Here is a 23,743-nt window from a genome sequence, read left to right on the forward strand (position 1 = left end):
GGGGTGTCACTAGGGGGGAGTCTACGGGCAGTGCTCGGCCACCCGGCGGAGGATGCGCGCGAGGAACGCGTGAGGAGGCTGTGACGGCACCCGCCGTACGCCGCCCCGCCGGACGGCCTTCGCAGGTCACCCCGTGGGCCCGGCGGGTTGTCAGGGGCTGGTCAGAACGGTCGCCGCGGGCCCCGGCTCCGGCCGGGACCCGCGGGCTTCCGGTTGACCCGGTACGGCTCAGGACGCCTTCGGCAGCGCCGGCACGAGCGCGTTCCAGCGGTTGATCTCACACCCGTTCGCCCGGCTGAAGCGCGCGTCGACCGGCTTTCCGCGCCACGTCCCCGTGACCCGGGCCGTCACCGGGCCGCCGTAGACCATCGTGCACTGCGCGTCCTTGGGTACGGGCGCGAAGACGTCGGTGCCCTTCCTGGCGGCCTTGTCGATGGCGGCGCACGCTTCCCTCGCCTCGGGGTGGTCACCGCCGGACGGGTGACAGGCGAGCGTGAACGACCCGTCCATCGCACGGTCCGCGCTGTCCGTGACGGAGACGCTGAGGCGGTCGGCCTTGGCGGGCGGTACGACGCCGCCACCCGGCAGGACGGCCGTCGCCGGTGCGGCGGCAGCCCCGGTGAGGGCGGCAGCGACGGCCAGGATGGTTACGGTACGGCGCAACATGGTGGCTCCCGGTGAGTGCTGGCAGGCGCGCGACCTCCGCGCTCCTTGCCGTACTAACGCTCCCCGGCGCCCGCCGTTGCGCAACTCGACCCACCCATCCGGCGCACCCGCCCCACGCCTCCGCCTAGCAGCCCCAGCCCGCGGACCGCGCGCCCGGACCCCGCCCGCCCGCGCACGTGTTCCGGGGCGGCCCTGCCACCGTTGCCCCCCCCCGGCCCGGCCGCCCCGGCCCGCGTAGCAGGCGCTCCCCCCCCGTCGTCCCCTCAGGGCTGTCCCGGGACACCCTGCTGTGTAGGTGTGCCGCGTGCTACGTCGTCGGGGCGGGTAGAGTGGTTCAAAGAGACGGGTCGGAGTCCACGCGATGGGCGGCGTCGCGGGGTGGTACCTGCAGCGGGGCTGGGTCTACGGCGGCACGTGCCCGGCCGGGGTGATCGGGGTCGTACGCCGGATCGCGGTCGAACGCCGCGGGCGGGCCGAACGGCGGGGCGGCCCGCCCGGGTTGGGCCGGACGGGGCCCGCCGCCCGGCCCGGCGGGCGGGAGGCCCGGCGGTCAGGCGAGACCGGCCTCGCGGAACGCCGCCAGGCTGGGCCGGATCGTCGCGGTCGGACCGGTCGTCGGCGCCACCGCGTCGAGCGTCTTGAGCCCGTCGCCGGTGTTCAGCACGACCGTGGTGAGGGACGGGTCCAGCACGCCGTTCTCGAGCAGCTTCTTGGCGACACCGACGGTCACGCCGCCCGCGGTCTCCGCGAAGATGCCCTCCGTACGGGCCAGCAGCTTGATCGCGTCGACGATCTGCGCGTCGTTCACGTCCTCCACCGCGCCGCCCGTACGGCGGGCGATGTCCAGGACGTACGGCCCGTCCGCCGGGTTGCCGATGGCCAGGGATTTGGCGATGGTGTCGGGCCGCACGGGCCGTACGACGTCGTGCCCGTCCTTGAACGCGCGGGACACCGGCGAGCAGCCCTCCGCCTGAGCGCCGAAGATCCGGTACGGCTTGTCCTCGACCAGGCCGAGCGCGATCAGCTCCTTCAGCCCCTTGTCGATCTTCGTCAGCTGGGAGCCGGAGGCGATCGGGATGACCAGCTGGTCCGGCAGCCGCCAGCCGAGCTGCTCGCAGATCTCGTACGCGAGGGTCTTGGAGCCCTCGCCGTAGTACGGGCGCAGGTTGACGTTGACGAAGCCCCAGCCCTCGCCGAGCGGGTCGCCGATGAGCTCGGAACAGAAGCGGTTGACGTCGTCGTAGTTGCCCTCGATGCCGACGAGTTCACCGCCGTACACCGCCGCCATCACGACCTTGCCCTGCTCCAGGTCGTGCGGGATGAACACGCACGAGCGGAACCCGGCGCGCGCGGCGGCGGCGCCCACGGCGCCCGCGAGATTGCCGGTGGACGAGCAGGAGAGCGTGGTGAACCCGAAGGCGCGCGCGGCCTCGACGGCGATCGCGACGACGCGGTCCTTGAACGAGTGGGTCGGGTTCCCGGAGTCGTCCTTGATGTGCAGCGAACCGGTGACACCCAGCTCACGGGCCAGGTTGTCGGCCTTGACCAGCTGTGTGAAACCGGGGTTGGTGCCGGGCCGGTCGACGACATCGGCCGGGACGGGCAGCAGCGGCGCGTACCGCCAGATGCTGTTGGGGCCCGCCGCGATCTGCTTGCGCAGGCCCTCGGGGTCGCCGCTCGGGAGGTCGTACGCGATCTCCAGCGGCCCGAAACAGACCTCGCACGCGAAGATCGGACCGAGCGCGAAACGCTCGCCGCATTCGCGGCAGGAAAGCGCGGCGGCGGGGCCGAGTGAAACCGTGCCGCCGGGGGCGTTGTTGCCGTTGGTGGCGTCGGTGCCGGGGGCGGTGGGCGTCTCGGGAGTTTGCACAGCCATGAAGGCGAGGCCCTTTCTCCTCATCTTCCCCGTGACGTATCTCGCCACGAGACGGACTTGGCACCTTCCCTAGCCGGGAGCCCCGCCATGTGCGCAGGCCGGCCGGAGGGTTGCCGGGGCTTCATCGGGCCGTTCCCTCTGCCCCTCTGGATGAGCGGTATGAAGTTGTTCGATCGGTTGTCAGTCGCCTGTCAGCCGTCCACAGGCATTCCGGGGTCAGGCCCAGGCATGCTGAGGCCATCGCCGTTGTTCAAGACTGTAACCGAAGGCCACCGGGCTTGAGATAGTCGTCCGAACCGCGAGATGGATCACAAGAGACCGCAAGGGATCGCAAGGGAGCGCACGTGCTGGACGAGGTCGGCTACTGGCTCGAACGGCGCTCCTGGTCAGCGACCGATCGCCCGCTCACCACGCTGCTCGACGCGAAGCGCGCCGGCGGCGAGGGCAGCAGCGTGAGCGTGGTGCTGCCCGCGCTGAACGAGGAGCGGACCGTCGGCGAGATCGTCTCCGTCATCCGCCGCGAGCTGATGACCGAGGCCGTCCCGCTGGTCGACGAGCTGGTGGTGCTGGACTCGGGCTCCACCGACCGTACGGCGGCGGTCGCGGGCGACGCGGGCGCGAAGGTCGTACACCGCGACGAGGTGCTGCCGCGGCTGCCCGCACTGCCCGGCAAGGGCGAGGTGCTGTGGCGGTCGCTGCTGGCGACGAACGGCGAGATCGTGTGTTTCGTGGACGCCGACCTGCGGGACTTCTCCGCCCGCTTCGTCTCGGGGGTCGTCGGGCCGCTGCTGACGGAGCCGGACGTACGGCTGGTCAAGGCGATGTACGACCGGCCGCTCGGGCCGGTGCCGTACGAGCCTGCGGCTCTGGGAGGCGGCGGGGCCGCCGCCGACCCGGGGAACGGTGCGCTGGCGGGCGGCGGGCCCGGCGGCGGACGGGTCACCGAACTGGTCGCACGGCCGCTGCTGAACCTGCACTGGCCGCTGCTGGCGGGCTTCGTACAGCCGCTCGGCGGCGAGTACGCGGCCCGGCGCGAGCTGCTGGAACGGCTGCCCTTCCCGGTCGGCTACGGCGTGGAGCTCGGCCTGCTGATCGACGCGCTGCACGCCGCCGGGCTCGACGCGCTCGCCCAGGTCGACGTGGGCGTACGGCGCCACCGCCACCAGGACGGGCAGGCCCTGGGCCGGATGGCGGCGGCGATCTACCGCACGGCGCAGTTGCGGCTCGCGCGCGGGCCGGGGCCGCAGGCCGGGCACGGCGTGCAGCGTGGGCAGGCGGCGCGCGGGCCGCTCGTACGCCCGCGCCTGACGCAGTTCGAACGCGCCCCTTCCGGGCGCTTCGTGGCCCGTACGCACGCCGTGGACACCGAGGAGCGGCCGCCGATGCGGGACGTCCCCGAGTACGCGGCGCGCCGCCGCGCCGCGTAGCCGTGGCCGCGGCCACTTCCCAGCCCGTCCGGCGCTTGAGGACGGACCCCGGCCACGATCCGCGTCTGCCCGGCCAAGCAACCAGGCCAACCACCGGCCGTGACCGCCCCCGGCCGTCCTCAAACGCCGGACGGACTTGAGGTCGTGGCCGGTCCGGGCGGCGTCAGTTGCCGGACGGGCTGGAGTTCGTGGCGGGCGTGGTCGCGATGGCTTCGATTTCGACCAGCTGGTCCTCGTAGCCCAGCACCGCGACGCCCAGCAGCGTGCTCGGCGGATCGTGGTCGCCGAAGCCGTCGCGGACCACCTCCCACGCCTCGACCAGGTCCGCCTGCCGCTGCGACGCCACGTACACCGTCGTCTTCGCGACATCCGTCAGCGCCGCCCCGGCGCCGTCGAGTGCCGTGACGAGGTTGGCCATCGCCTGGCGGGCCTGGCCCGGGTAGTCGCCGACGGCGACCGTCGCGCCGTCCGCGTCGAGCGGGCACGCCCCGGCCGTGAAGACCGTGCGGGTGGGTGCGGTGACCGCCGAGGCGTACGCGTACTCGGCGATGTCCGACAGCCGCTCGTTCCGGATCAGTTCCACGCTGCTCATACGGTTCCTCTCAACCTGCCTGCCGCCCGCGTACGGGCCTCTGACCGGCACAGCGCAGCACGCGCGCGCGGGAGGCGCCATTCCTTTTCGCGGCCGTACGACTACGCTGCGGACCATGGTCACTGAGCGCTCCGCACAGGTGGTTGTGGCGTCGAACCGGGGCCCCGTGGCCCACGCGTTCACCGACGACGGCGGGCTCACCGCGCGGCGCGGCGGGGGCGGGCTGGTGTCCGGGCTCAGCGCCATCGGGCCCGACGCGGACGCCGTGTGGGTGTGCGCCGCGCTCGGCGACGCCGACCGCGAGGCGGCGCGGCGCGCCGGGCGGCGGCTGGACGCGGGCGACGCCGGCGGACAGGCGGTCCGCATGCTGGACATCCCGTCCGAGACGTTCGCCGCCGCCTACAACGGGGTCGCGAACTCCGTCCTGTGGTTCGTCCACCACCTGCTGTACCAGACGCCCCTCGAGCCGTCCTTCGACGCGGAGTTCACCCGGCAGTGGGCCGCGTACGAGACGTACAACGCCGCCTTCGCCGACGCCCTCGCCGAGGAGGCCGCCGACGGCGCCGCCGTGCTCGTACAGGACTACCACCTCGCCCTGACCCCCGCGCTGCTCCGGGAACGCCGCCCCGACCTGCGTATCGGCCACTTCTCGCACACCCCGTGGGCGCCGCCGGACTACTTCCGGCTGCTCCCCGACGCGACCGCCGCCGCCGTCCTGCGCGGCATCCTCGGCGCCGACCGGGCGGCGTTCCTTACGCGGCGCTGGGCGGACGCGTTCACGGCGTGCTGCGCGGAGGTGCTGGGCGCGGAGGTCACGTACGGCGAGGCGGATCGCGGCGAGGCCGGTGGCGGCGGGCAGGGCGGCGACGGGCGGGGCGGCGACGGCGAGCCGCGGGTCACGTACGAGGGCCGTACGACGCGGATCGGCGTCCACGGCCTCGGCGCCGACGGCGAGTTCCTGCGGGAACGGTCCCGCCGTACGGACGTCACCGAACGGATCGGGCGGCTCCGCGAGCAGATCGGCGGCACGGACCGGCACACGGTCGTACGGGTGGACCGCACCGAACTGTCCAAGAACATCGTCCGCGGCCTGCACGCCTACCGCGAACTGCTCACCGAACGGCCCGAGTGGCGCGAACGCGTCGTCCACCTCGCCCTCGCCTACCCCTCCCGGCAGGACCTCGCCGTCTACCGCGACTACACCGCCGAGGTCGCCCGCGTCGCCGAGAAGATCAACGCCGACTTCGGCACGCCCGGCTGGACCCCCGTCGTCCTGCACGTGAAGGACGACTTCGCGCGGTCCCTCGCCGCGTACCGCCTCGCGGACGTCGCCCTCGTCAACCCCATCCGGGACGGCATGAACCTCGTCGCGAAAGAGATCCCCGTCGTCTCGGACGCGGGCTGCGCCCTCGTCCTGTCGCGCGAGGCGGGCGCGTACGAGGAACTCGCCGACGACGCCGTCACGGTCAACCCGTACGACGTCACCGCGACCGCGCACGCCCTGCACGAGGCGCTGACGATGGGGGCGGAGGAGCGTACGGCGCGCACCGCGCGGCTCGCGGCGGCGGCGACGGCGCTGCCGCCCGCGGAGTGGTTCCTGGCGCAGCTGGAGGCGCTGCGGGGGGTGTGACGGCGCCTGCCCGTCGAGGGCCGGTCTGTCGGGCGCCTGCCTGTCGGGGGGGCGGAGCCGCTCGCGGTCAGCCCGCGGTCAGCCCGCGGCCCGCGTCGTGGCCCGCGTTGTGGCCCCCGCGTCGTGGTCCGCGTCGCAGTCCGCGTCGCGGTCCGCGGCCAGCGTCGCGACGACCGCCGCGTGGTCCGACGGCCACACCCCGCCGACCGGTGCGTCGCCCGCCCGCCGCACCGCCCGTACGGCGCCGCGCCCGTCGGACGCCGCCTGGCCGACCAGCACGTAGTCGATACGGACGCTGGGCGAATGCGTCGCCGCCACATACGGGTTGGCCGCGTCCCAGGTGGCGGACGGCGCGCCCGTTCCGGCGTACTCCCAGGCGTCCAGCAGCACTTGCCCGGGCACGGCGGGCGCGGTACGGAGGCCGCTGAGCAGGCGCATCTCGTCCGAGTCGGGGAAGGCGTTGAAGTCGCCGGTCAGGACGGGCGGAAAGGGCTCGCCGACGGCGGCCCCGCGCACGGCCGTGGGCGCGTCCCTGTGCTCCGCGATGAACTCGGCCACCGCCCGCACCTGTTGGCGCCGTACGGCCGACTCGTGCGGCGGCGAGTTCAGGTGCACCGTGAAGAACGGCAGCGGGCCGCCGGGCGCGTCCAGCAGCGCGTACAGCGCCGTACGGCCGTCGTCCTGCCCGCCGGCCGTCGTCGGCAGCCGCAGCACGGCACGGTCCAGTACGGGCCACCGGCTGAGCACGGCGTTGCCGATGCCGTACGCCGGGGTGCCGGTGTGGTGCGCCGTGCCGTCCTGGGTGTCCGGGTCGCCGAGGCGTGCGTTCCAGCGCTCGGGGCGGTCGAACGGCGACCACGTCCAGTGCATGCCGAGGTCGTCGGCGAGCAGGCCCGCGAGGTTGTCCGTACCGTCCGCCCACACCTCCTGCAGGCCCACCACGTCGGGACGTTCCTCGCGCAGCACCGTACGGATCGCCTCGCGCCGCTCCCGCCAGGGCCCGAACCGCCACCACAGGTTCCACGTCAGTACGCGCAGCTCGCCGGCCGGGTGGTCCGGCCCTGTACGTACGGCGGTCACGCGCCTGCCTCGGGCCCGGCGGCCCCGGTCGCGGTCGCGGCCCCGGTCCCGGTCCCGGCTGCCAGGGCGCCGGCGAGGCCGTCGAGCAGCTCCACGACGCCGGACGGGCCGTCCACCACCAGGTCGGCGCGTTCGGCGAGTTCGGTCACCTCGTCGCTGCCGCTGCACACCAGAACGCCGTGCCCGCCCTCGGCGCGCAGCGAGTCGACGTAGGCGTAGGCGGCGAGGTCGCCAAGGTCGTCGCCCGCGTACAGCACCGTGCTCGCGCCCGTCTCCCGTACGAACTCCCGCAGCGCCACGCCCTTGTCCATGCCCGGCGGACGCAGCTCCAGCACCAGCCGCCCCGGCTCCACGACCAGACCGTGGCGCGCGGCGAGCGCCTCCAGCGGCTCGCGCAGCCCCTCGAAAGCGGCGGCCGGGTCGGCCGCGCGGCGCGTGTGCACGGCCAGCGCGCGGCCCTTGTCCTCGACGTGCACGCCGGTATCGCCGGCGGGAAGGACGTCCTCGATGAGGCCGGGCAGTACGTCCCGTACGGCCTCCACACCCGGATGCGGGTCGGGCAGCCGTACCTCCCCGGAGGCCGCGTCCCAGCGCTCCGCGCCGTACGCGCCGAGCACGACGAGGTGGGGCACGTCGGGGTTCGGCCGGGCGGGATCGTCCGCCAGACCGGCGTAGCGGACGGCGAGTTCGGCGGGCCGCCCGGTGACCACGACCACGGCGGCGAGCCGCGGCGCGAGCCGCGCGAGCGCGGGCGCGGCGCCGGGGTGGGCGCGGGCCTGCGCGGGATCGGGGACGATCGGGGCCAGCGTCCCGTCGAAGTCGACCGCGACGACGGCACGGGCGGGCCGCGCGAGCAGCGCGCCGAGTCCGTCCCGCCCGGCGGAGGTGCCGGGGGTGGGGCCCGGGCGCGCCGGTGGGCCCCCGGACCGTACGGCCGCCGTGCTGGGGCCCTGGGTCCGGGACGTACAGCTGAAGGACGTCGCCACAGCCGCCGACCTGCGCCCGGTCCTGCCCGGCCAGCGGCAGGGTGCCGTGGCCGCCGTGGTCGAGCAGGTGCGACGGGTCGGCTACGGCGGCTGGTTCAGCCTCGAGTGGGAGCGCGCCTGGTACCCCGAGACCGGCGGCCTCGGGGTACCAGGCGCGCTCCCACTCGAGGCTGAACCAGCCGCCGTAGCCGAGCCGTCGCACCTGCTCGACGACGGCGGCCAGCGGCAGGGTGCCGTGGCCGGGCAGGACCGGGCGCAGGTCGGCGGCTGTGGCGACGTCCTTCAGCTGTACGTGCCGGACCCAGGGCCCGAGCACGGCGGCCGTACGGTCCGGGGGCTCACCGGCGCGCCAGGGGTTGACCGCGTCCCAGACCGCGCCGACGGCGGCGGAGCCGACGGCTTCGAGGACGGCGGCGACCTGAGCGCCCGTGAGGAACTCGTCGTGGGTCTCCAGCAGGACGTCCACGCCGAGCCGCGCCGCCAGCGGTGCGGCGCCGGACAGCAGACGGGCCGCACGGTCGCGCCCCTCCCCCGGCCGCACTTCGCCGCCACCGCCACCGTCGCCACCGCCGCCGAAGACCCGTACGGCGGGGGCGCCGAGCCTGGCGGCCAGGCGCAGATGCCCGGCCAGGTCTTCCGCCACGTCCGCGCGGTCGGCGGCGACCTGCACGTACGACGCCAGGCACACGACGTCCAGGCCCGCCGCGGCCAGCCGGGCGGCGACCGCGCCGGCCTCCGCGTCCGGCATGCCGGGGTACGCCAACTGGCCGGGCGCGCAGCGCAGTTCGACGCCGCCGCAGGGGCCCGTACGGGCCAGGCGCACCACCTCGCCGAGTTCCGCGCCGGGGCAGCCGAGGGTGCTGAACGCGCGCCGGTTCACGCCGGCACTCCGTCCGTGTGCAGCGCGACCCGGCCGCCCTCGGCCGCCGACCGGTACACGGCGAGCGCGGCGGCCACCACCGACCGGCCGTAGGCGGCGTCCACGTAGCGGGCGCCGGGTTCACCGCGTACGGCGGCGACGAAGCCGTCCAACTGGGCGCGCAGCGCGTGCCGCTGGCGGCCGGGGTCGGCGGCGAGCAGCTGGGCGGACGTGCCGCCGCGCAGCAGGAACAGGCCCTCGGTGGCGGAGACCCGCAGCGTGGCCCGGTCCATCACCACCTCGGTCTCGTCGAAGTACGGGGCGCCGCGGCTGGTGAGGGCGACGCTCGCGCTGGTGCCGTCGGCCAGCTCCACCAGGGCGAGGGCGTCGGTCTCCACCTCGACGCCGTCCCGGCCGCGTACGATGCCGCTGACCCGCCGTACCGGGGAGCCGGTGAACCACTGGATGCGGTCCAGGCCGTGGGTGCCGACGTTGAGGACGATGCCGCCGCCGGCCAGCTCGCGGTCGAAGAACCACGGCGGCCGCGACCCGGGCTCGTAGTGCGCCGAACGCCGGTGGGTGACCAGTACGGGACGGCCGAACTCCCCCGAGGCGACGATCCGTTGCGCCTCCTGGTCCAGCGGGTCGAAGTGGACGACGTGGGCGACGGCGAGCAGGGTGCCGGCCCGGTCGCAGGCGTCCACCATCCGGGTGCAGTCCTCGACGGTGGTCGCCATCGGCTTCTCCACCAGCACGTGCAGCCCGGCCGCGGCGGCGTCGGCGACCATCGGGGTGTGCAGGGCGTGCGGGGCCGCGACGATGACCGCGTGCAGCTCCCCGGCCGCGAACATGTCGCGGTGGTCGGTGAAGACGGGCACACCGGCGGGCGCCAGGTCACGGGCGGCGGAGGGGCGGGTGTCGCAGATCGCGGCGATCTCGTAGCCCCGCGCGTCGGCGGCCGCACGTACGTGGGCGGCGCCGACGCTTCCCGCGCCGATCACACCGATGCGGAACCGACCGGTGACCGGGTCGCTGCTCATGCATTGTCTCCTGTCGAGAAGGTGAGGAAGGGTCGAACGGCACGCGTGCGTACGGCACGCGCGCTCTGGAACGTCTTTGAGTACGGGCTTCGGGAACGGGATTTGGGTACGGCTCTGGGAACGGCCCGGAACGCCGCTTCAGACCGCGGCCGCCGTACGGGCGGCACCGCACGAGGCGCGGACCACCAGCCGGGGCTGGATCTCCACTCGGTGGCAGAGGGCGTCGTCGCCCGTCTCCATCCGGCCCAGCAGCAGCCGGGCAGACAGCGCGCCCACCTCGGACTTGGGCGGCGAGACCGCGGTGAGCGGCACGTCGCCGACCTCCGCGACCTCGTCGTCGTACGCGACGACCGCGAGGTCGTCCGGCACCGCCAGCCCTTGCCGCCGTGCCTCGACCACCAGGGCCGCGGCGTCCCGGTCGCCGTGGCAGAAGACGGCCGTGACGCCCGCGGCGGCGCAGGAGCGCACGTACGCGGCGATCTCCGCGGGCGCCCACACCTCCTGCCGGGCCACCGCGCCGTCGGCGGCGTCGAGCCCGAGGAGCGCCACGGCGTCGTCGAAGCCGCGGGCGACGCTCGCCGACGTGCCGGTGCGCAGCCTGCCGAGGTGCCCGACCCGCCGGTGGCCCAGGCCGCGCAGGTGCCGCAGCGCGAGGCAGACGCCGCCGCCGTGGTCGGTGCCGACGTACGACGTGGAGTCGTCGGGCTCCGGCGCCGGGGCCTGCGCTCCACCAGGACGTACGGCAGGGGCAGTTCGCGCAGGCCGTCCACGTACGCCTGCGGGTCGCTCATGAGGTGCAGGTTCGGTACGAGCAGCAGGCCCTGCACGCCGCTGTCCCGCATCGCCCGCAACTCGTCCTGCTCCACTCCGAGGTCGTACTTGGACGACGCGAGGACGACACCCGCGCCCGCCTCGCGCAGCACCCGCTGGATCCCGTCCACGACCCGGGGGTAGTAGTACGTCGTCGACGGCACGAGCACGCCGACGAGCCGCCGCCCCGCCGGTGCCGCCGGTTCCTCGGCGGCCTGGTCGGCGGCGGGCGTGACGAAGGTGCCCGCGCCCTGGCGGCGCTGGACGATGCCCTCGGCGACCAGTTCGCCCACGGCGCGGCGCAGTGTGTTGATGCTCACCGACAGCGAATCGGCGAGTTCCCGTTCGACGGGGAGCTGTGCGCCGGGCGCCCAGAGGCCGTTTTCGATATTCGTGCGCAGCCGCTCCGCAACGTGCAGGTATTTGGGTCCCCGAAGGAATGAATCATTCTTCCCTGCCGACTTCATGCCAGGAGATTGCGCTAATCATGCTCTTGCGTCAAGAACTCCGCGATGCTTTTCTGGCCGCAGTGGCAAGAAATCAAGAATTCATTCCGGAATAGGGAATGAATTAAGCGCGGGAGAAGTGATGAGCGAATTGCTGACCGGGCCACGGGAACTCCGGGAGGAACTCGCCCGGCCCGGACCGGACTTGACGGCCGAGGCCGGTTCCTGGCCCGGCGACGTACTCGTCCTGGGCGCGGGCGGCAAGACCGGCGCCGGAATCGCCGCCATGGCCCGCCGCGCGCTCGCGGCAGCGGGCCGTACGGACGCGCGGGTGCTCGCGGTCTCCCGGTGGACGGACACAGCGGCGCGCGAACAGCTCGCGGCGTACGGCGTCGAGACGGTCGCCGCCGACCTGTCGGACCCGGGCGCCCTGGCCCAACTGCCGGACGCCGGGGCGGTGATCCACCTCGTGGGCGCCAAGTTCGGCACCGCCACCGCGCCCGAACAGGCCTGGCTGACCAACACGGTGCTGCCCGACCACGTCGCCCGGCGCTGGCCCGCGGCCCGGACCGTCGCCCTGTCCACGGGCAACGTGTACGGGATGACCGCCCCCGTCACCGGCGGCTCCCCGGAGGGCGACCCGCCACGTCCGGAGGGCGACTACGCCGTCACCTGCCTCGGCCGCGAACGGGTCTTCACCCACGCCGCCCGCACCCGTGACACCCCCGTCGCCCTGATCCGCCTCAACTACGCCGTCGAGCCGCGCTACGGCGTCCTCGCCGACCTCGCCCGCACGCTGCTCGCCGGGCGGCCCGTCGCCCTGGACACCGGCGCCGTCAACGTCGTATGGCAGCGCTACGCCAACGAGGTCGTCCTGCGCAGCATCGGACACGCCCGCGGCGGCGACCCGTTCACGCTGAACCTCACCGGACCGGAGACGGCCGGCGTCCGTACACTCGCCCTGCGGCTCGCCGAACGCCTGGGCGTGAAGGCCGAGTTCACCGGGGAGCCGCCCGCGACCAGCCTGCTGAGCGACGCCACGGCCTGCCACGCGCTGTTCGGCTACCCGGACCGCACCCTCGGGCAGCTCGTCGACCTCCAGGCGGCCTGGCTGCGCGCGGGCAACGAAGTGTGGGACAGGCCCACCAAGTTCGAGCGCCGGGACGGCCGCTTCTGATGCCGTACGCCCTGCCTCCGGGCGCCGCCGCGCTCCTGCGCCGCGGCACCGTCATCCCCGCTCACCCCCTGGCCCTGCGCGCCGACCGCACCCTGGACGAACGCCGCCAGCGCGCCCTGACCCGCTACTACGCGGCGGCCGGCGCCGGGGGCGTGGCCGTCGGCGTGCACACCACGCAGTTCGCCGTACGGGACCACGGGCTGCTGCGCGCCGTACTCGAACTCGCCGCAGAGGAGGCCGAAAAGGCCGCGGGCGACCGGCCGTTCCTGCGGATCGCCGGCGTGTGCGGACCCGTACAACAGGCCGTGCGGGAGGCCCGTACGGCCCGCGAACTGGGCTACGACGCCGTCCTCGTCTCCCCCGCCGGGCTGCCCGACGCGGACCTCGACGCGCTCCTGGACCGCAGCGCCGCCGTCGGCGAGGTGCTGCCGGTGATCGGCTTCTACCTCCAGGAGGCCGTCGGCGGGCGCTACCTGCCGCGCGCGTACTGGCGGCGGCTGGCCGACCAGGAGTCGACCGTCGCCGTGAAGGCCGCCCCGTTCGACCGGTACCGCACCCTCGAACTCGTCCAGGGCGTCGCCGACTCGGAGCGCGGCGGGGACGTCGCCTTGTACACCGGCAACGACGACGCCATCGTCGCCGACCTGCTCACGCCGTACCACGTGACCGGGCCCGCGGGCCCGGTCGTACGGCACTTCGCGGGCGGGCTCCTCGGGCACTGGGCGGTGTGGACGCGTTCGGCGGTGCGGCTGCTCGGCGACGTCCACGCCGCCCGCGACGGCGACGCTGCCGCGCGGCAGCGCGCCCTGGCGCGGCTGGCCGGGGACACCGACGCCAACGCGGCGGTCTACGACGTACGCGGTGGCTTCGCCGGGTGCATCGCCGGTGTACACGAAGTGCTGCGGCGCCAGGGCCTGTTGGCCGGGACCTGGTGCCTGGACCCCGCGGAGTGCCTCTCGCCAGGCCAGACGGAGGAGATCGCCCGCGTACACGCCGCGTACCACTGGCTGCGAGAGGAGGACGCGTTCGTCACCGACGGGCTGACCCGCTGGCTGCCGTGATCCACCGCGCCCCGCGCCGCACCGCCCGTCCCCCCAACCGGAAAGAGGAACGATGAAGACCAAGACGAAGACCGTGCTCCTCGTCGGCACCGCGACCGCCCTGCTCGCCACCTTCAACCTCGCCCCCCAGGCCACGGCCGAACGCACCGGCGACAAACCGCGTCCGGCCGCCGCCCCGCAGCAGAACGGCTTCGAGCGGCCGGCCGCGGGCAACCCGTACACGGTCTCCGAATGGGCCGCGGACGGCTGGGACCTCGCCGACGGGCCGGGAGGCGGCACGCCGCAGGGCTGGGACACCCGTACGAGCATCGACGGCGAAACGCCCGCGCACAGCGGCGCCAAGTCGCTGCGCGTCTTCTACCCGGAGGGGCAGATAGGCCCGGAGAACTCCGGGGCCCTCGCGCCGTTCCGCGTGCCCGAGTCGCGTGAGTACTACCTGTCGTTCTGGGTAAAGTTCAGCGACGACTTCAGCTGGGGCACCACACAGTTCGCGGGCAAGGTCGGGATCGGGCTGTCCGGCGGCGGCGCCTGCTCCGGCGGGGAGCAGTGCGACGGCACCAACGGCTTCAGCTCCCGCCCGATCTGGACCAAGAGCAGCGGCACGGCGGCCGTCTACTACTACAGCATGGAGCACGAGGGCGAGTACGGCGACCACGTGGTTCTGCGGAAGGACGGCGCCGACATCCAGTGGCCGAAGGGCGAGTGGGTCAACGTCGTCCAGCGGCTGAAGGTCAACACCGTCACCGACGGGCAGGCGAACCCCGACGGCGAACTCGAGATCTTCTACAATGGCGAGTCCGCCGCCGAGAAGACCGGCCTGCGCTTCGTCACCAACGACGACCAGATCGACAAGGCGCACTTCTCCAGCTTCGCGGGCGGCGGCACCCCCGAGTTCGCCCCTGCCGACGACGGATACATCTGGTACGACGACGTCAAGGTCTCGACCGACAGGGCGGACATCTGCGAGCTGAGCAGCTGTTCCTGACCCGTCCCGCCCCGCACGACCGGGCCGGGAGGCCGCCGCGGATCCCGGCGGCCTCCCGCCTCCGGCGCCCTCTGCGCCACGGGCCGCACCCGCACCCGCACCCGCACCCGCACCCGCACCCTCACCCGCACCCGTATCCGCACCCGCACCCGCACTGGAGAACGTCCTTGCCCAGTCTCTGATATACATCTCCGAGCACACGAGACGGACTCCAATGTCGCATGCCGTCCAAGTCTAGACAAACACAATAAAGCATATACGTACAGTACACCCACTCACTTTACCAATCTTCACGCCACTACATCGCCAACCCCGACCTCGTCACCCGCCTCGCCCTCGGCCGTGAACTGGCACCGGGCGACCCGAACACGTACTACACGGGCGGCGCCGGGCGCGGTCGGGGCGGGGCCGCGGAGGTGGAGGTACGAGGGCGGGTGGTTGTTCAGCTCCGTCACCAACTCGTCGTACGCGGCGAGGGTTTCGTCGTCGGCCGTGTACGGATAGGTGGCACGCGTACGGGCGTCGGCGGTGAAGACGTCGTCCGCCGTCCAGTACGGCGACAGGCGTATGCCGACGCACTGCCCGTCCCACGGTTCGGCGACCGCGTCGACGACCTCGAGCAGCAGCCGTTCGCGGCGGGTGCCGTACGCGTCCGTTCGGTGGTTCAGCCGCGGGTTGAGGAACTGCGGGAGCAGCATCGATCCGTTGGCGGCGACCTCGACGCCGTCGAAGCCCGCGCGGCGGGCGTTGCGCGCGGCGGCACCGTATTCCGCGACCGTGGCGGCGATGTCCGCTGCGGTCAACTCGCGCGGAGTGACCGTCCGCTGGAAGCCGCCTCCGGTGAACACCCTCTCGCCGGGGTTCACGGGGGAGGGGCCGGCGGGTGGGGCGCCGTGGTGGTGGTCGGGGTGGGAGTTGGCGCCGGCGTGCCAGAGCTGGAGGACGATGCGGCCGCCGAGGGCGTGGACGAGGTCGGTGACACGGCGCCATGCGGTGACCTGGCGGTCGGTGTGGATGCCGGGGACGTGGGGGAAGCCGACGGCTCGCGGGCTGGTCCAGGTGCCTTCGGTGACGATGAGTCCGGCGGTGGCGCGCTGGGCGTAGTAGGCGGCGTGGAGGGCGGTGGGCGCGAGGTGCGGGTTGGTGGCGCGGGCACGGGTGATGGGCGCCATGACCACGCGGTTGGGCAGCCGGAGGCCGCCGAGCTCGTACGGCCGCAGCAGGGCGGCCGTACGTGCGCCGGGTGCCGCCGGTGCGGACTGCGCGCTCTCTGCGTCCTGTGCGTCGTTGTCAGCACCCTGTGCGTCCGGTGCCGTTGTACGGGTGGTGGTCATCGTGCTGCTCCTCGATGTCGCGCCGATGCGGCGGGCCGTCCGCCGGGTGCTCGTTACGGGGACGGAGCGGAGCGGCGAAAGGTGACCGCGGGGCCGTCCCGGGGGCCGCCGCCCGCCGGACGTAAACCCGTAGGCGGTGCCACGGCGCCTCCCGTACGGTGCCCGCTATGGCGGAATCCGCAGGGCACGACGGCACTTGCGCCGGAGACGGCTCCGGCAGTGGCACCGGGAACGGCTCCGGAGGCGGTTTCGGCGACGGCACCGGGAGTGGCTCGGGCTCCGGCGACGGCTCCGGGAGTGGCTCGGGCTCCGGCGACGGCTCCGGTACCGGCGATGACCGGGACACCCGCAGCTCCAGCGAGCTGCTGGGGTTCGCGCCCGGCGCACGGGTGCTCATCGTCAACGCCGACGACTTCGGCATGTACCACGCCGTGAACACCGCGGTGATCGACGCCATCGAGCAGGGCATCGCCAGTTCGTGCAGCCTGATGGTGCCCTGTCCCGGTGCGCCGGAGGCGATGCGGCTGCTGAGGGAGCGGCCGGAGATCCCGTTCGGTGTGCACCTGACGCTGTTCTGCGACACGGCACGCGCTCCCCACCAGTGGGGCCCGCTGGCCGCGCCGGAGAGTGTGCCGTCGCTGCTGGACGAGGAGGGTGAGCTGTTCTCGCCGGACGGAGTGCCCGAACTCCTGGCACAGGCGCGGCTCGAGGACGTGGAGCGCGAGTTCCGTGCGCAGATCAACGCCGTGCTCGCCGCCGGGCTGCGGCCGACGCATCTGGACTGGCACTGCCTGGCCGACGGCGGACGCGACGACATCTTCGACCTGACGGCTTCGCTTGCCGCGGAGCACGGCTTGGCCGTACGCGTCTGGCTGGACCCCGCACGCCGGAAGACGCGGCCGCGCGGACTGCCGGTCACCGACCATCCGTTCCTCGACAGCTTCTCCCTCGGCCTCGACGGCAAGGCGGACCGCTACGCCGAACTCCTGCGCTCACTCCCCGCGGGGCTCAGCGAGTGGGCCGTGCATCCGGGACTCGACGACGCGGACGCGCGTACGGCCGACCCCGGAGGCTGGTCCGTGCGCAGCACCGACCACGCCTTCCTGACGTCGCCCCGGGCACGTGAACTCGTAGACCGGGAGGGCGTCATCGTCACCGACTACCGCACCGTGCAGCGGCTCTGGCAGCGCGCCGCCTCCGCCTAGCGCGCACGGGCCCGCCGCGGCTGCGGGCGGCCACCGTACGGAGCAGCATGTGCGGTTGGTGGTCTCCGTACGGTGGTGTCGGGGCGGTGCACCGTTCCGCCCCTGTGGGCGTGATCTTCCCGATACCGTTGCGGGAGCGGCGAGTTGGGGGTGGCGCAGTGGAACCGTTCTCGGCGGCGGTGATCGCGGCGGTCGGCACGGTCTCCTCGGGAGCCCTGTCGGGGGCCGGCGGGGAGATGGGCAGGCGCAGTTCGGAGGCGCTTTTCGGGCTGCTGCGGCGCGGACGGCGCGCGGGTGCGTCCCCGGACGGTGATCCGTCCGGGCAACCCGACGAGGGCCCCTCCGCGGCACCGGACGAGGAGCCGGAGGGTGAGCGGGAGGAAGACCACGCAGCCGGTGAGCCTGTCCTGCCGGTCACCGAGGAGGAGCGGCGCGCGCTTGCCGTACGGCTGCTGGAACACGCCCGCAGGTCACCCGAGTTCGCCCGCGAGGTGGCGGCCTGGGTGCGGGAGACGGAGTGGCTGGAGCCGCGCGCCGTGCCGGCGCTCGCGCACGGTGCGTCCCGGCCGCGGATGCTCCCTCCGGCGACGGCCGTGTTCACCGACCGGGAGGCGCTGCACGCGGAGATCACCGGACTGCTGGACAGCGGGGAGCGGCCCGCGGGCGCGCCGGCGGTCGTCGTACTCGTCGGGCCCGGCGGCGTGGGGAAGAGTGCCGCGGCCGTGCACTGCGCGCACCTTCTCAGCGAACGTTTTCCGGACGGGCAGCTCTACACGGACCTCGCTGCCGCCGGCGCGGGGCCGGGGCCGGGCGGTGCGGCGGCGCCGTCGGAGGTGCTCGTACGGTTCCTGGACCGGCTCGGCGTGCCGCCCAGCCGCATGCCCGCGGACGAGCAGAGGCAGAGCGAGCTGTACCGCGACTGCGTGGCCGGCCGCCGCATGGTCGTCGTGCTCGACAACGCGGCGTCCGCGGCGCAGGTGGCGCCGCTGCTGCCGGCGGACTCCGGCTGCCTCGTGATCGTCACCAGCCGGCGCCGGCTGGACGGACTCGTGGCCGTCTCCGGCGCACGGCACATCACGCTCCCGCCACTGTCCGCGGCGGACTCCGTACGGCTGCTGGGCCGCATCGTCGGGCGCGAACGGATGGCGGGTCCGGAGGCGGAGGCCGGTGCGCGGGCGGTCGCGGAGAAGTGCGGCCGTCTGCCGCTGGCCCTGTGCGCGACGGGTGCGCGTTTCGCCGTACGCGAGCACCTCACCTGGCAGGCGATGGACCGGCAGCTGTCCGAACGGCTGACCGCGGAGGACACATCAGGTGCGGCAGGGACGGCAGGTGCGGCGGGCGCTGACGGCGGAGGAGGCGGTGGCATGGACGGCGGAGCCGCGGGAGGCCACCCGCCGGAGGGCGAGGGCCCTCCGGGAGCGGTGCACGCCGCGACCGACGCCACATACGGCGAACTGAGCCCGGAGGCCGCGCGCCTGTACCGCTCGACCGCCGTGTGGCCGTGGCCCGGCATCACCGTCGGGGCCGCCGCGCGAGCCGCCGGATCGGGCGAGGAGGAGGCCCGTACGGGACTGGAGGAGCTTGCCGGTGTCCACCTGCTGGAGGAGGTGGGCGAGGAGCGCTACCGCTTCCACGACCTCGTACGCCGGCACGCCCTGCGGCGCGCGGAGGCGGAGGACGGGTACGCGGGCATGGCTGCCGCCGTGCGCCGTACGGTGGGCTGGCACCTCGGGTGTGCGGCCGCCGCCGACCTCCGTGTCATTCCCGGGCGTTGGCGGCTCGGGCCCGCGTACCTGCGGCTGAGCCTCCCCGCGGACCGCGACGCCGCGGACGGCGGAGCCGCGCTGGCGGAGCTGCGCCGCGAACGGGAGAACCTGGCGGCGGCGGTGCGGGCGGCCGAGGAGTACGGACTCGACGAGCTCGTGTGGCAGCTGTGCGAAGCGATGTGGGGCCTGCATCTGCGGCTCGGCTACCACCAGCAGTGGATCGACACGCACCGGAGGGGAGTCGAGGCCGCACGCCGCTGCGCGGAGGCGTTCGGGGACCCGCGGGCGGAGGGGCGGATGCTCGTACAGCTCGCCTTCGCCCACCTGGGGCGGGGCGGCGCGGAGGACGCCGGAGAGGCCGAAGCGGCTCTGGTGCGGGCAGCGGAGGCGGACGGACGGGCGCGGCACCACCGGGGTCAGGCGAGCGCCGTCGAGGCGCTGGGGCTGCTGCGGCTGAAGCAGTGGCGGTGGGCGGACGCGGAGGACTGCTTCGCCGAGGCGGGCCGGACCCTGGGCCGCATCGGGCCCGGCGACGACGGCGCGAACGACGTACCGCGCGCCCGGGCGCTGCTCGCACACCACCTCGGTCGCGCCCTGCGCGGGCAGGGCCGCCTCGAGGAGGCGGAACGCCGGCTGCACGGCGCCCTCGAGCAGTTCCGCGACCTCGCCGAACCCGACCTGTACAACCAGGCCCGCGTCCACATGAGCCTCGGCGAGACGCATCTGGACGGCGGCGACCCGGAGTTCGCCCGCACCTGCCTCGGCCAGGCGATCGCCACCCTCGGCAACGAGGGCGCCGCCCTGCAGCACGCCGACGCGGCGGAGCTGCGGGCCCGCTGCGCCAGGCAACTCGCCGACGCGGACGGCGAGGCGCACGACCTGCGGACCGCGCTCGGCCTGTACGAGGGGGCGGACGACACCGTGTCCGCCGCCCGGGTACGGGCGCGGCTGGCGGAGTTGGGCGCGGAGGACTGACGCGGACCGGACGGTGGGTCGCCGTACGGAGGCCTCCCGAGGGGCGGGCCGACGTCCGTACGGAGGCTATCCGCGGGGCGCGCCGTCATCCGTACGGAGCCGTTCGACGGTCACCCGGTGGCGGGCCGCACCCGTCCGTACGGTGATGCCGTGCGCCGTGTCCTCCAGCGGCTTCCCGGCGGCCAGCCAGGCGTGCAGTGCGGAGGCGTACGCGGCGGGGTCGCACAGGCGGGCCCTTCCGTCCCCGTACGGTGCCGCCGTCAGCCGCAGCAGGGTGCCGCCGCGGATGCGCACCGTACAGCGGTCGACGCCGGTGACGTACACGGCGAGTGCGCAGTACGGGTGGCGGGCGAGGACGTCCGCGGTCCAGGCGGCGGGCGGGCCCATACGCGGATCGTCCTCCGCGGCGGTGCGCACGATGACGTCGGCGGTGCTCAACTGGCCGGTGTCCGCGGTGTCCTCGGGCACCGCCAGGTGCGCGGCTTCCGGGCCCGTGTCCTCGGGTTCGTGTACGGGGCCGGCGTAGCGGGTGACGGCGACCTCCGGAGGGCCGGTGTCCACGAGCTGCGTCAGCACCCGTACGGGAGCGGTGCGTTCGGCGGGTTCGTACGGAGGGAGCGGCAGCGGGTCGAGCCGCGCGGCGTGTCTGGCGGGCTCGGGGATGCCGATGAGGCCGTAGAAGAGCCCGCGCAGCAGCCCGGCGGACTCGCCCGGAGAAGAACTGGTCTGGGCGGCCAGCGCGGCGTAGCGGTCCCGTTCGTGGGCGTCGACCACATGGTCGATCTGCGCGCGCAGGCTCCCGTGGCTGCCGTACGGGCGCAGCCTGGGCGCGGCGCGGCCGAGCGCGGCGACGGGCGAGCCCGGGTCGAGATCGCCGTCCGGGAAGGCGGCGAGCAGGACGGGAGTGCCCAGGGAGGCGGCGTAGAAGGTGACACTGCCGTGGTCGCCGAGCACGCAGTCCGCCGCGATCAGCGCCTGCCGCCAGCCCTCGAGCGGGGGTATGAGGGTGAGTCCGGCGCGGCGGGCGCGTTCCAGCCAGGCCCGGAGCTGGCCGGGGCCGTGGCCGTACCAGATGTTCGGGTGCAGAACGGCCACCGTGCGGTACTCGTCGGCGGGGAGTTCGGAGGCGATCCGGGGGAGCAGCCAGGGGAGGGGACCGGCTGCGGTGTCATCGCCGCCCTCCGGAATGGTGCCGTCGTGGCTGTCGCCGAAGAGGGAACGGGGCGACCAGGTGGAGCTGAGCACGACGAGCCGCTGCTCCGGTCCCACGCCCAGCGCGCGGCGGAAGGCCGCGCGCTGGGGCAGGGCGGCGAGGAGGCGGTCGTAGCAGGGGTCGCCGGCCAGTACGGCGGTGGGAACAGCCTCTGGGCACGCGGAGCCCAGCCGTTCGAGCTGCTCCGGGTGGGACAGGACGGTGGCGGCGGCGACGGGGCGCCCGTCCTCGAGGAGCCAGTCGGGGGAGAGCCCGAAGACCGGCGGTGGGCGGTGGGCGGTGGGGTGCCGGAGGCGTGGAGCGGACGCCGAGTGTGCGGAGGCGACGCGGCCGCGGGGCTTGGAGGGTCGTGACACTCAGGGACATGCGGGAGGCAGCCTCCTGGGTGGTGGCGCCGTCGCCGACCAGGACCGCGATGCGTTCCTCGCTGGCCGTGAGGGCCGGGAACACCCGTACCTCTCCGGGCTGTTCGAGGCCGGCGAGGCCGCGGCCCGCCTGGTCCGCCCAGGCGCGTGCGCCGCAGCCGACGCACACCTCACCGACACGCCCCGAGCCCGCACCCGCACCAGCCACTTCACAGCACTTCGCCCCGCCGAGCTCACACTCGGCGGGGCGAAGTGATCAGACCCCCGAATTAGCCAACAGCGTCCGACAGAGGGCGAGGGCCGTCGTCATGCGTCACGTCGCGTCACGGCCGGGGACCGGCCGCCGCCGTACGGGCGTGGGCGCCGTACGGGTGCGGGTTACTGCACGACCTTGATGCGGTCCGCCGCCGGTGCGTCCAGTGGCTTGTCCGCAGAGGAGTTGGCCGTCAGGTACGTCTCCAGTGCCGCCAGGTCGTCCCCGCCGACCAGCGGGTTCTTGCCTTCCGCCAGGGTCGGGAAGCCGTCGCCGCCGCCCGCGAGGAAGCTGTTGACGGCCACCCGGTACGTGGCGCCCGGGTCCAGCGGCTTGTCGTTCAGCCGTACCGAGTCGGCCACCACGCGGTCCGCGCCGGACTTCGTGAGGTCGAGCGTGTACGTGAGGCCCGCGGACGGCTGGAGCACCTTCGGTGAGGCCTCGTTGTCGCCGCTGACCTGCTCCCGCAGCACCTGGAGGAGCTGTTCGCCGGTCAGGTCGGCCAGGTTGACCGTGTTGGAGAACGGCTGGACGGTGAAGCCCTCCGCGTACGTCACCACGCCGTCGCCCTCGTCGCCGGACGCGGCGTGCTGGAGGTCGGAGCGGATGCCGCCGGGGTTCATCAGTGCCAGGTCGGCGCCCTCGTCCTGCTCCTTGGCGTGGGCGAGTTGCGCGTCGGCGACGAGGTCGCCGAGCGGCGACTCGGGTGTCTTGGCGCCGCGCCCCGGGATGTCCTCGGAGATCCAGCCGATGGGCCGCTTCGCGACCGGTTCGGCCAGCTTGCCCCAGCGCTGGATGAGTTCGGTCATGTCCTTCGCCTTGGGCTGCTCGCGGCTCACGACGTGGTTCGCGGCGGCCACCTTGGTGCGGACGATGTCCTTGGTGGCGCGGTCGTACGTGAGGGTCGTGTCCGTGTACAGCTTGCCGAACGACGCCGCCGAGGTGACCGTACGCGGGGTGCCGGACGGGTCCGGGATGGTGCACGCGTACGCCTCGTGCGTGTGCCCGGTGACCAGCGCGTCCACCTCGGAGCTGGTGCCCTTGGCGATGGCGGCGATGGGTCCGGAGATGCCGTCGCCGTCACCGGGGCTGTCGCAGTCGTAGTTGTACGCGGGGCTGGCCGGGGAGCCGCCCTCGTGCACGAGCGCGACGACCGCGTTGACGCCCTTCCGCTTCAGCACCTTGGCGTACTTGTCGATGGTCTCGATCTCGTCGTGGAACTCCAGGCCCTTCACGCCGTCCGCCGACACGATGTCCGGAGTGCCCTCCAGCGTGACGCCGACGAAGCCGATCTTCACGCCCTTGTGCTGCCACACGTGGTACGGCTTCAGGATCGGCTTGCCGGTCTTCTCGTCGGTGACGTTCGCGGCGAGGTACGGGTAGTCGGCGCCGCCGAACTCACGGCCTTCCTCGTAGCAGCCGTCCTCGGGGTGGCAGCCGCCGTTCTGGAGGCGTTCCAGTTCGGCGCGGCCCTCGTCGAACTCGTGGTTGCCGACGGACGTCACGTCCAGGTCCAGCTTGTTCATCGCCTCGACGGTCGGCTCGTCGTGGAACAGCCCGGACAGCAGCGGGCTGCCGCCCACCATGTCGCCGGCGGCGGCCGTGACCGAGTACGGGTGGTCCTTGCGGGCGTCCCGGAGGCTGGAGGCGAGGTACTCGGCGCCGCCCGCATCGACGTCCTTCGTCGAGCCGTCCGGCTGGAGTTCGGACACCTTGCCGGAGGAGCCCTGGGGCGGTTCGAGGTTGCCGTGGAAGTCGTTGAACGACAGCATCTGGACGTCGACCGTACGGCCGCCGCGGGTGCCTTGGGGTACGTCTGCGGATGCGTCTGCGGGCGCGTCGGCCGAACTGCGCTGCGTGGCGGAGGACGTGGCGTCCTCCGAGCTCTCGGCGTTCGCCGGTACGGCCGCCGACAGCAGTCCGGCGGCGGTGGCCAGCGCGGCGGCGACCGTGGTCAACCGGCCCGCACGGCGTCTGCGTTGGGAAGTCGCTGCCAT

General features: G+C 74.0%; 17 protein-coding genes, 2 pseudogenes and 1 riboswitch. Of the genes and pseudogenes, 7 read left to right on the top strand and 12 right to left on the bottom strand.

Going from position 1 to position 23,743, the window contains the following annotated elements:
• Positions 1–228: 228 nt before the first annotated feature.
• Positions 229–666 carry an SSI family serine proteinase inhibitor gene (locus DVA86_RS33705; protein ID WP_208883987.1) on the bottom strand — a complete coding sequence of 146 codons (438 nt, stop codon included), beginning with the start codon at positions 664–666 and terminating at the stop codon, positions 229–231.
• A 550-nt stretch (positions 667–1,216) separates the two neighbouring features.
• Entirely contained in the window at positions 1,217–2,542 is a 1,326-nt protein-coding gene (thrC, locus tag DVA86_RS33710; protein WP_425470959.1) for a threonine synthase, read from the bottom strand.
• 17 nt (positions 2,543–2,559) lie between these two features.
• Positions 2,560–2,699, bottom strand: a riboswitch (SAM riboswitch).
• Positions 2,700–2,886: 187 nt separating this feature from the next.
• Between thrC and DVA86_RS33715 the strand changes: the two genes are divergently transcribed.
• Positions 2,887–3,969: a glucosyl-3-phosphoglycerate synthase gene (locus DVA86_RS33715; RefSeq protein ID WP_208883989.1), complete on the top strand. Its 1,083-nt coding sequence runs from the start codon at positions 2,887–2,889 to the stop codon at positions 3,967–3,969.
• Positions 3,970–4,132: 163 nt separating this feature from the next.
• Here the strand turns inward: DVA86_RS33715 and DVA86_RS33720 are convergent, their stop codons facing one another.
• Positions 4,133–4,561 (bottom strand): RidA family protein, encoded by a 429-nt coding sequence (locus DVA86_RS33720; protein ID WP_208883991.1) that lies wholly within the window; start codon positions 4,559–4,561, stop codon positions 4,133–4,135.
• Positions 4,562–4,676: 115 nt separating this feature from the next.
• Between DVA86_RS33720 and DVA86_RS33725 the strand changes: the two genes are divergently transcribed.
• Positions 4,677–6,191: an alpha,alpha-trehalose-phosphate synthase (UDP-forming) gene (locus tag DVA86_RS33725; protein WP_208883992.1), complete on the top strand. Its 1,515-nt coding sequence runs from the start codon at positions 4,677–4,679 to the stop codon at positions 6,189–6,191.
• Between the two features lie 78 nt (positions 6,192–6,269).
• On the opposite strand, the gene DVA86_RS33730 is transcribed toward DVA86_RS33725, so the two are convergent.
• From DVA86_RS33730 to DVA86_RS35810, 6 genes and pseudogenes are all read right to left on the bottom strand, one after another.
• The gene (locus DVA86_RS33730; protein ID WP_208885538.1) at positions 6,270–7,229 is read right to left on the bottom strand and encodes an endonuclease/exonuclease/phosphatase family protein; all 960 of its coding nucleotides are present in this window, start codon (positions 7,227–7,229) and stop codon (positions 6,270–6,272) included.
• Between the two features lie 38 nt (positions 7,230–7,267).
• Positions 7,268–8,128 (bottom strand): trehalose-phosphatase, encoded by an 861-nt coding sequence (gene otsB / locus DVA86_RS33735; protein WP_245997826.1) that lies wholly within the window; start codon positions 8,126–8,128, stop codon positions 7,268–7,270.
• Between the two features lie 331 nt (positions 8,129–8,459).
• A pseudogene (locus tag DVA86_RS33740) lies at positions 8,460–9,005 on the bottom strand (sugar phosphate isomerase/epimerase family protein); the annotation flags it as partial.
• Positions 9,006–9,133: 128 nt separating this feature from the next.
• Complete coding sequence (locus tag DVA86_RS33745; protein WP_208883995.1) at positions 9,134–10,156, bottom strand: Gfo/Idh/MocA family protein; 1,023 nt, start codon at positions 10,154–10,156, stop codon at positions 9,134–9,136.
• Between the two features lie 138 nt (positions 10,157–10,294).
• Positions 10,295–11,341, bottom strand: a complete 1,047-nt coding sequence (locus DVA86_RS36205) for a substrate-binding domain-containing protein (protein ID WP_342776422.1) — start codon at positions 11,339–11,341, stop codon at positions 10,295–10,297.
• Positions 11,260–11,433, bottom strand: a pseudogene (locus DVA86_RS35810) (winged helix-turn-helix domain-containing protein); the annotation flags it as partial. The gene DVA86_RS36205 and the pseudogene DVA86_RS35810, both read right to left, overlap by 82 nt.
• Before the next feature lie 121 nt (positions 11,434–11,554).
• On the opposite strand from DVA86_RS35810, the gene DVA86_RS33755 reads away from it, so the two are divergent.
• The 3 genes from DVA86_RS33755 to DVA86_RS33765 are packed head-to-tail and all read left to right on the top strand — an operon-like array spanning position 11,555 to position 14,635.
• Positions 11,555–12,589 carry an NAD-dependent epimerase/dehydratase family protein gene (locus DVA86_RS33755; protein ID WP_208883997.1) on the top strand — a complete coding sequence of 345 codons (1,035 nt, stop codon included), beginning with the start codon at positions 11,555–11,557 and terminating at the stop codon, positions 12,587–12,589.
• Positions 12,589–13,650, top strand: coding sequence for a dihydrodipicolinate synthase family protein (locus DVA86_RS33760; protein ID WP_208883999.1), 1,062 nt, complete (start codon positions 12,589–12,591; stop codon positions 13,648–13,650). Before DVA86_RS33755 ends, DVA86_RS33760 begins: the two co-directional genes overlap by 1 nt.
• A 52-nt stretch (positions 13,651–13,702) precedes the next feature.
• Complete coding sequence (locus DVA86_RS33765) at positions 13,703–14,635, top strand: polysaccharide lyase (RefSeq protein WP_208884000.1); 933 nt, start codon at positions 13,703–13,705, stop codon at positions 14,633–14,635.
• Positions 14,636–14,925: 290 nt separating this feature from the next.
• On the opposite strand, the gene DVA86_RS33770 is transcribed toward DVA86_RS33765, so the two are convergent.
• Positions 14,926–15,969, bottom strand: a complete 1,044-nt coding sequence (locus tag DVA86_RS33770; protein ID WP_222623397.1) for an oxidoreductase — start codon at positions 15,967–15,969, stop codon at positions 14,926–14,928.
• A gap of 167 nt (positions 15,970–16,136) precedes the next feature.
• On the opposite strand from DVA86_RS33770, the gene DVA86_RS33775 reads away from it, so the two are divergent.
• On the top strand, positions 16,137–17,174 hold the full coding sequence (locus tag DVA86_RS33775) for a polysaccharide deacetylase family protein (protein WP_222623398.1): 1,038 nt from the start codon (positions 16,137–16,139) through the stop codon (positions 17,172–17,174).
• A 158-nt stretch (positions 17,175–17,332) separates the two neighbouring features.
• The gene (locus tag DVA86_RS33780; protein ID WP_245997465.1) at positions 17,333–19,915 is read left to right on the top strand and encodes a tetratricopeptide repeat protein; all 2,583 of its coding nucleotides are present in this window, start codon (positions 17,333–17,335) and stop codon (positions 19,913–19,915) included.
• A gap of 66 nt (positions 19,916–19,981) precedes the next feature.
• On the opposite strand, the gene DVA86_RS33785 is transcribed toward DVA86_RS33780, so the two are convergent.
• Both DVA86_RS33785 and DVA86_RS33790 read right to left on the bottom strand, forming a co-directional pair.
• Complete coding sequence (locus DVA86_RS33785) at positions 19,982–21,484, bottom strand: hypothetical protein (RefSeq protein ID WP_245997467.1); 1,503 nt, start codon at positions 21,482–21,484, stop codon at positions 19,982–19,984.
• A 387-nt stretch (positions 21,485–21,871) separates the two neighbouring features.
• On the bottom strand, positions 21,872–23,743 hold the full coding sequence (locus DVA86_RS33790; RefSeq protein WP_208884002.1) for a bifunctional metallophosphatase/5'-nucleotidase: 1,872 nt from the start codon (positions 23,741–23,743) through the stop codon (positions 21,872–21,874).

The organism is Streptomyces armeniacus, from assembly GCF_003355155.1.
GTDB classification, from domain to species: Bacteria; Actinomycetota; Actinomycetes; order Streptomycetales; family Streptomycetaceae; genus Streptomyces; species Streptomyces armeniacus.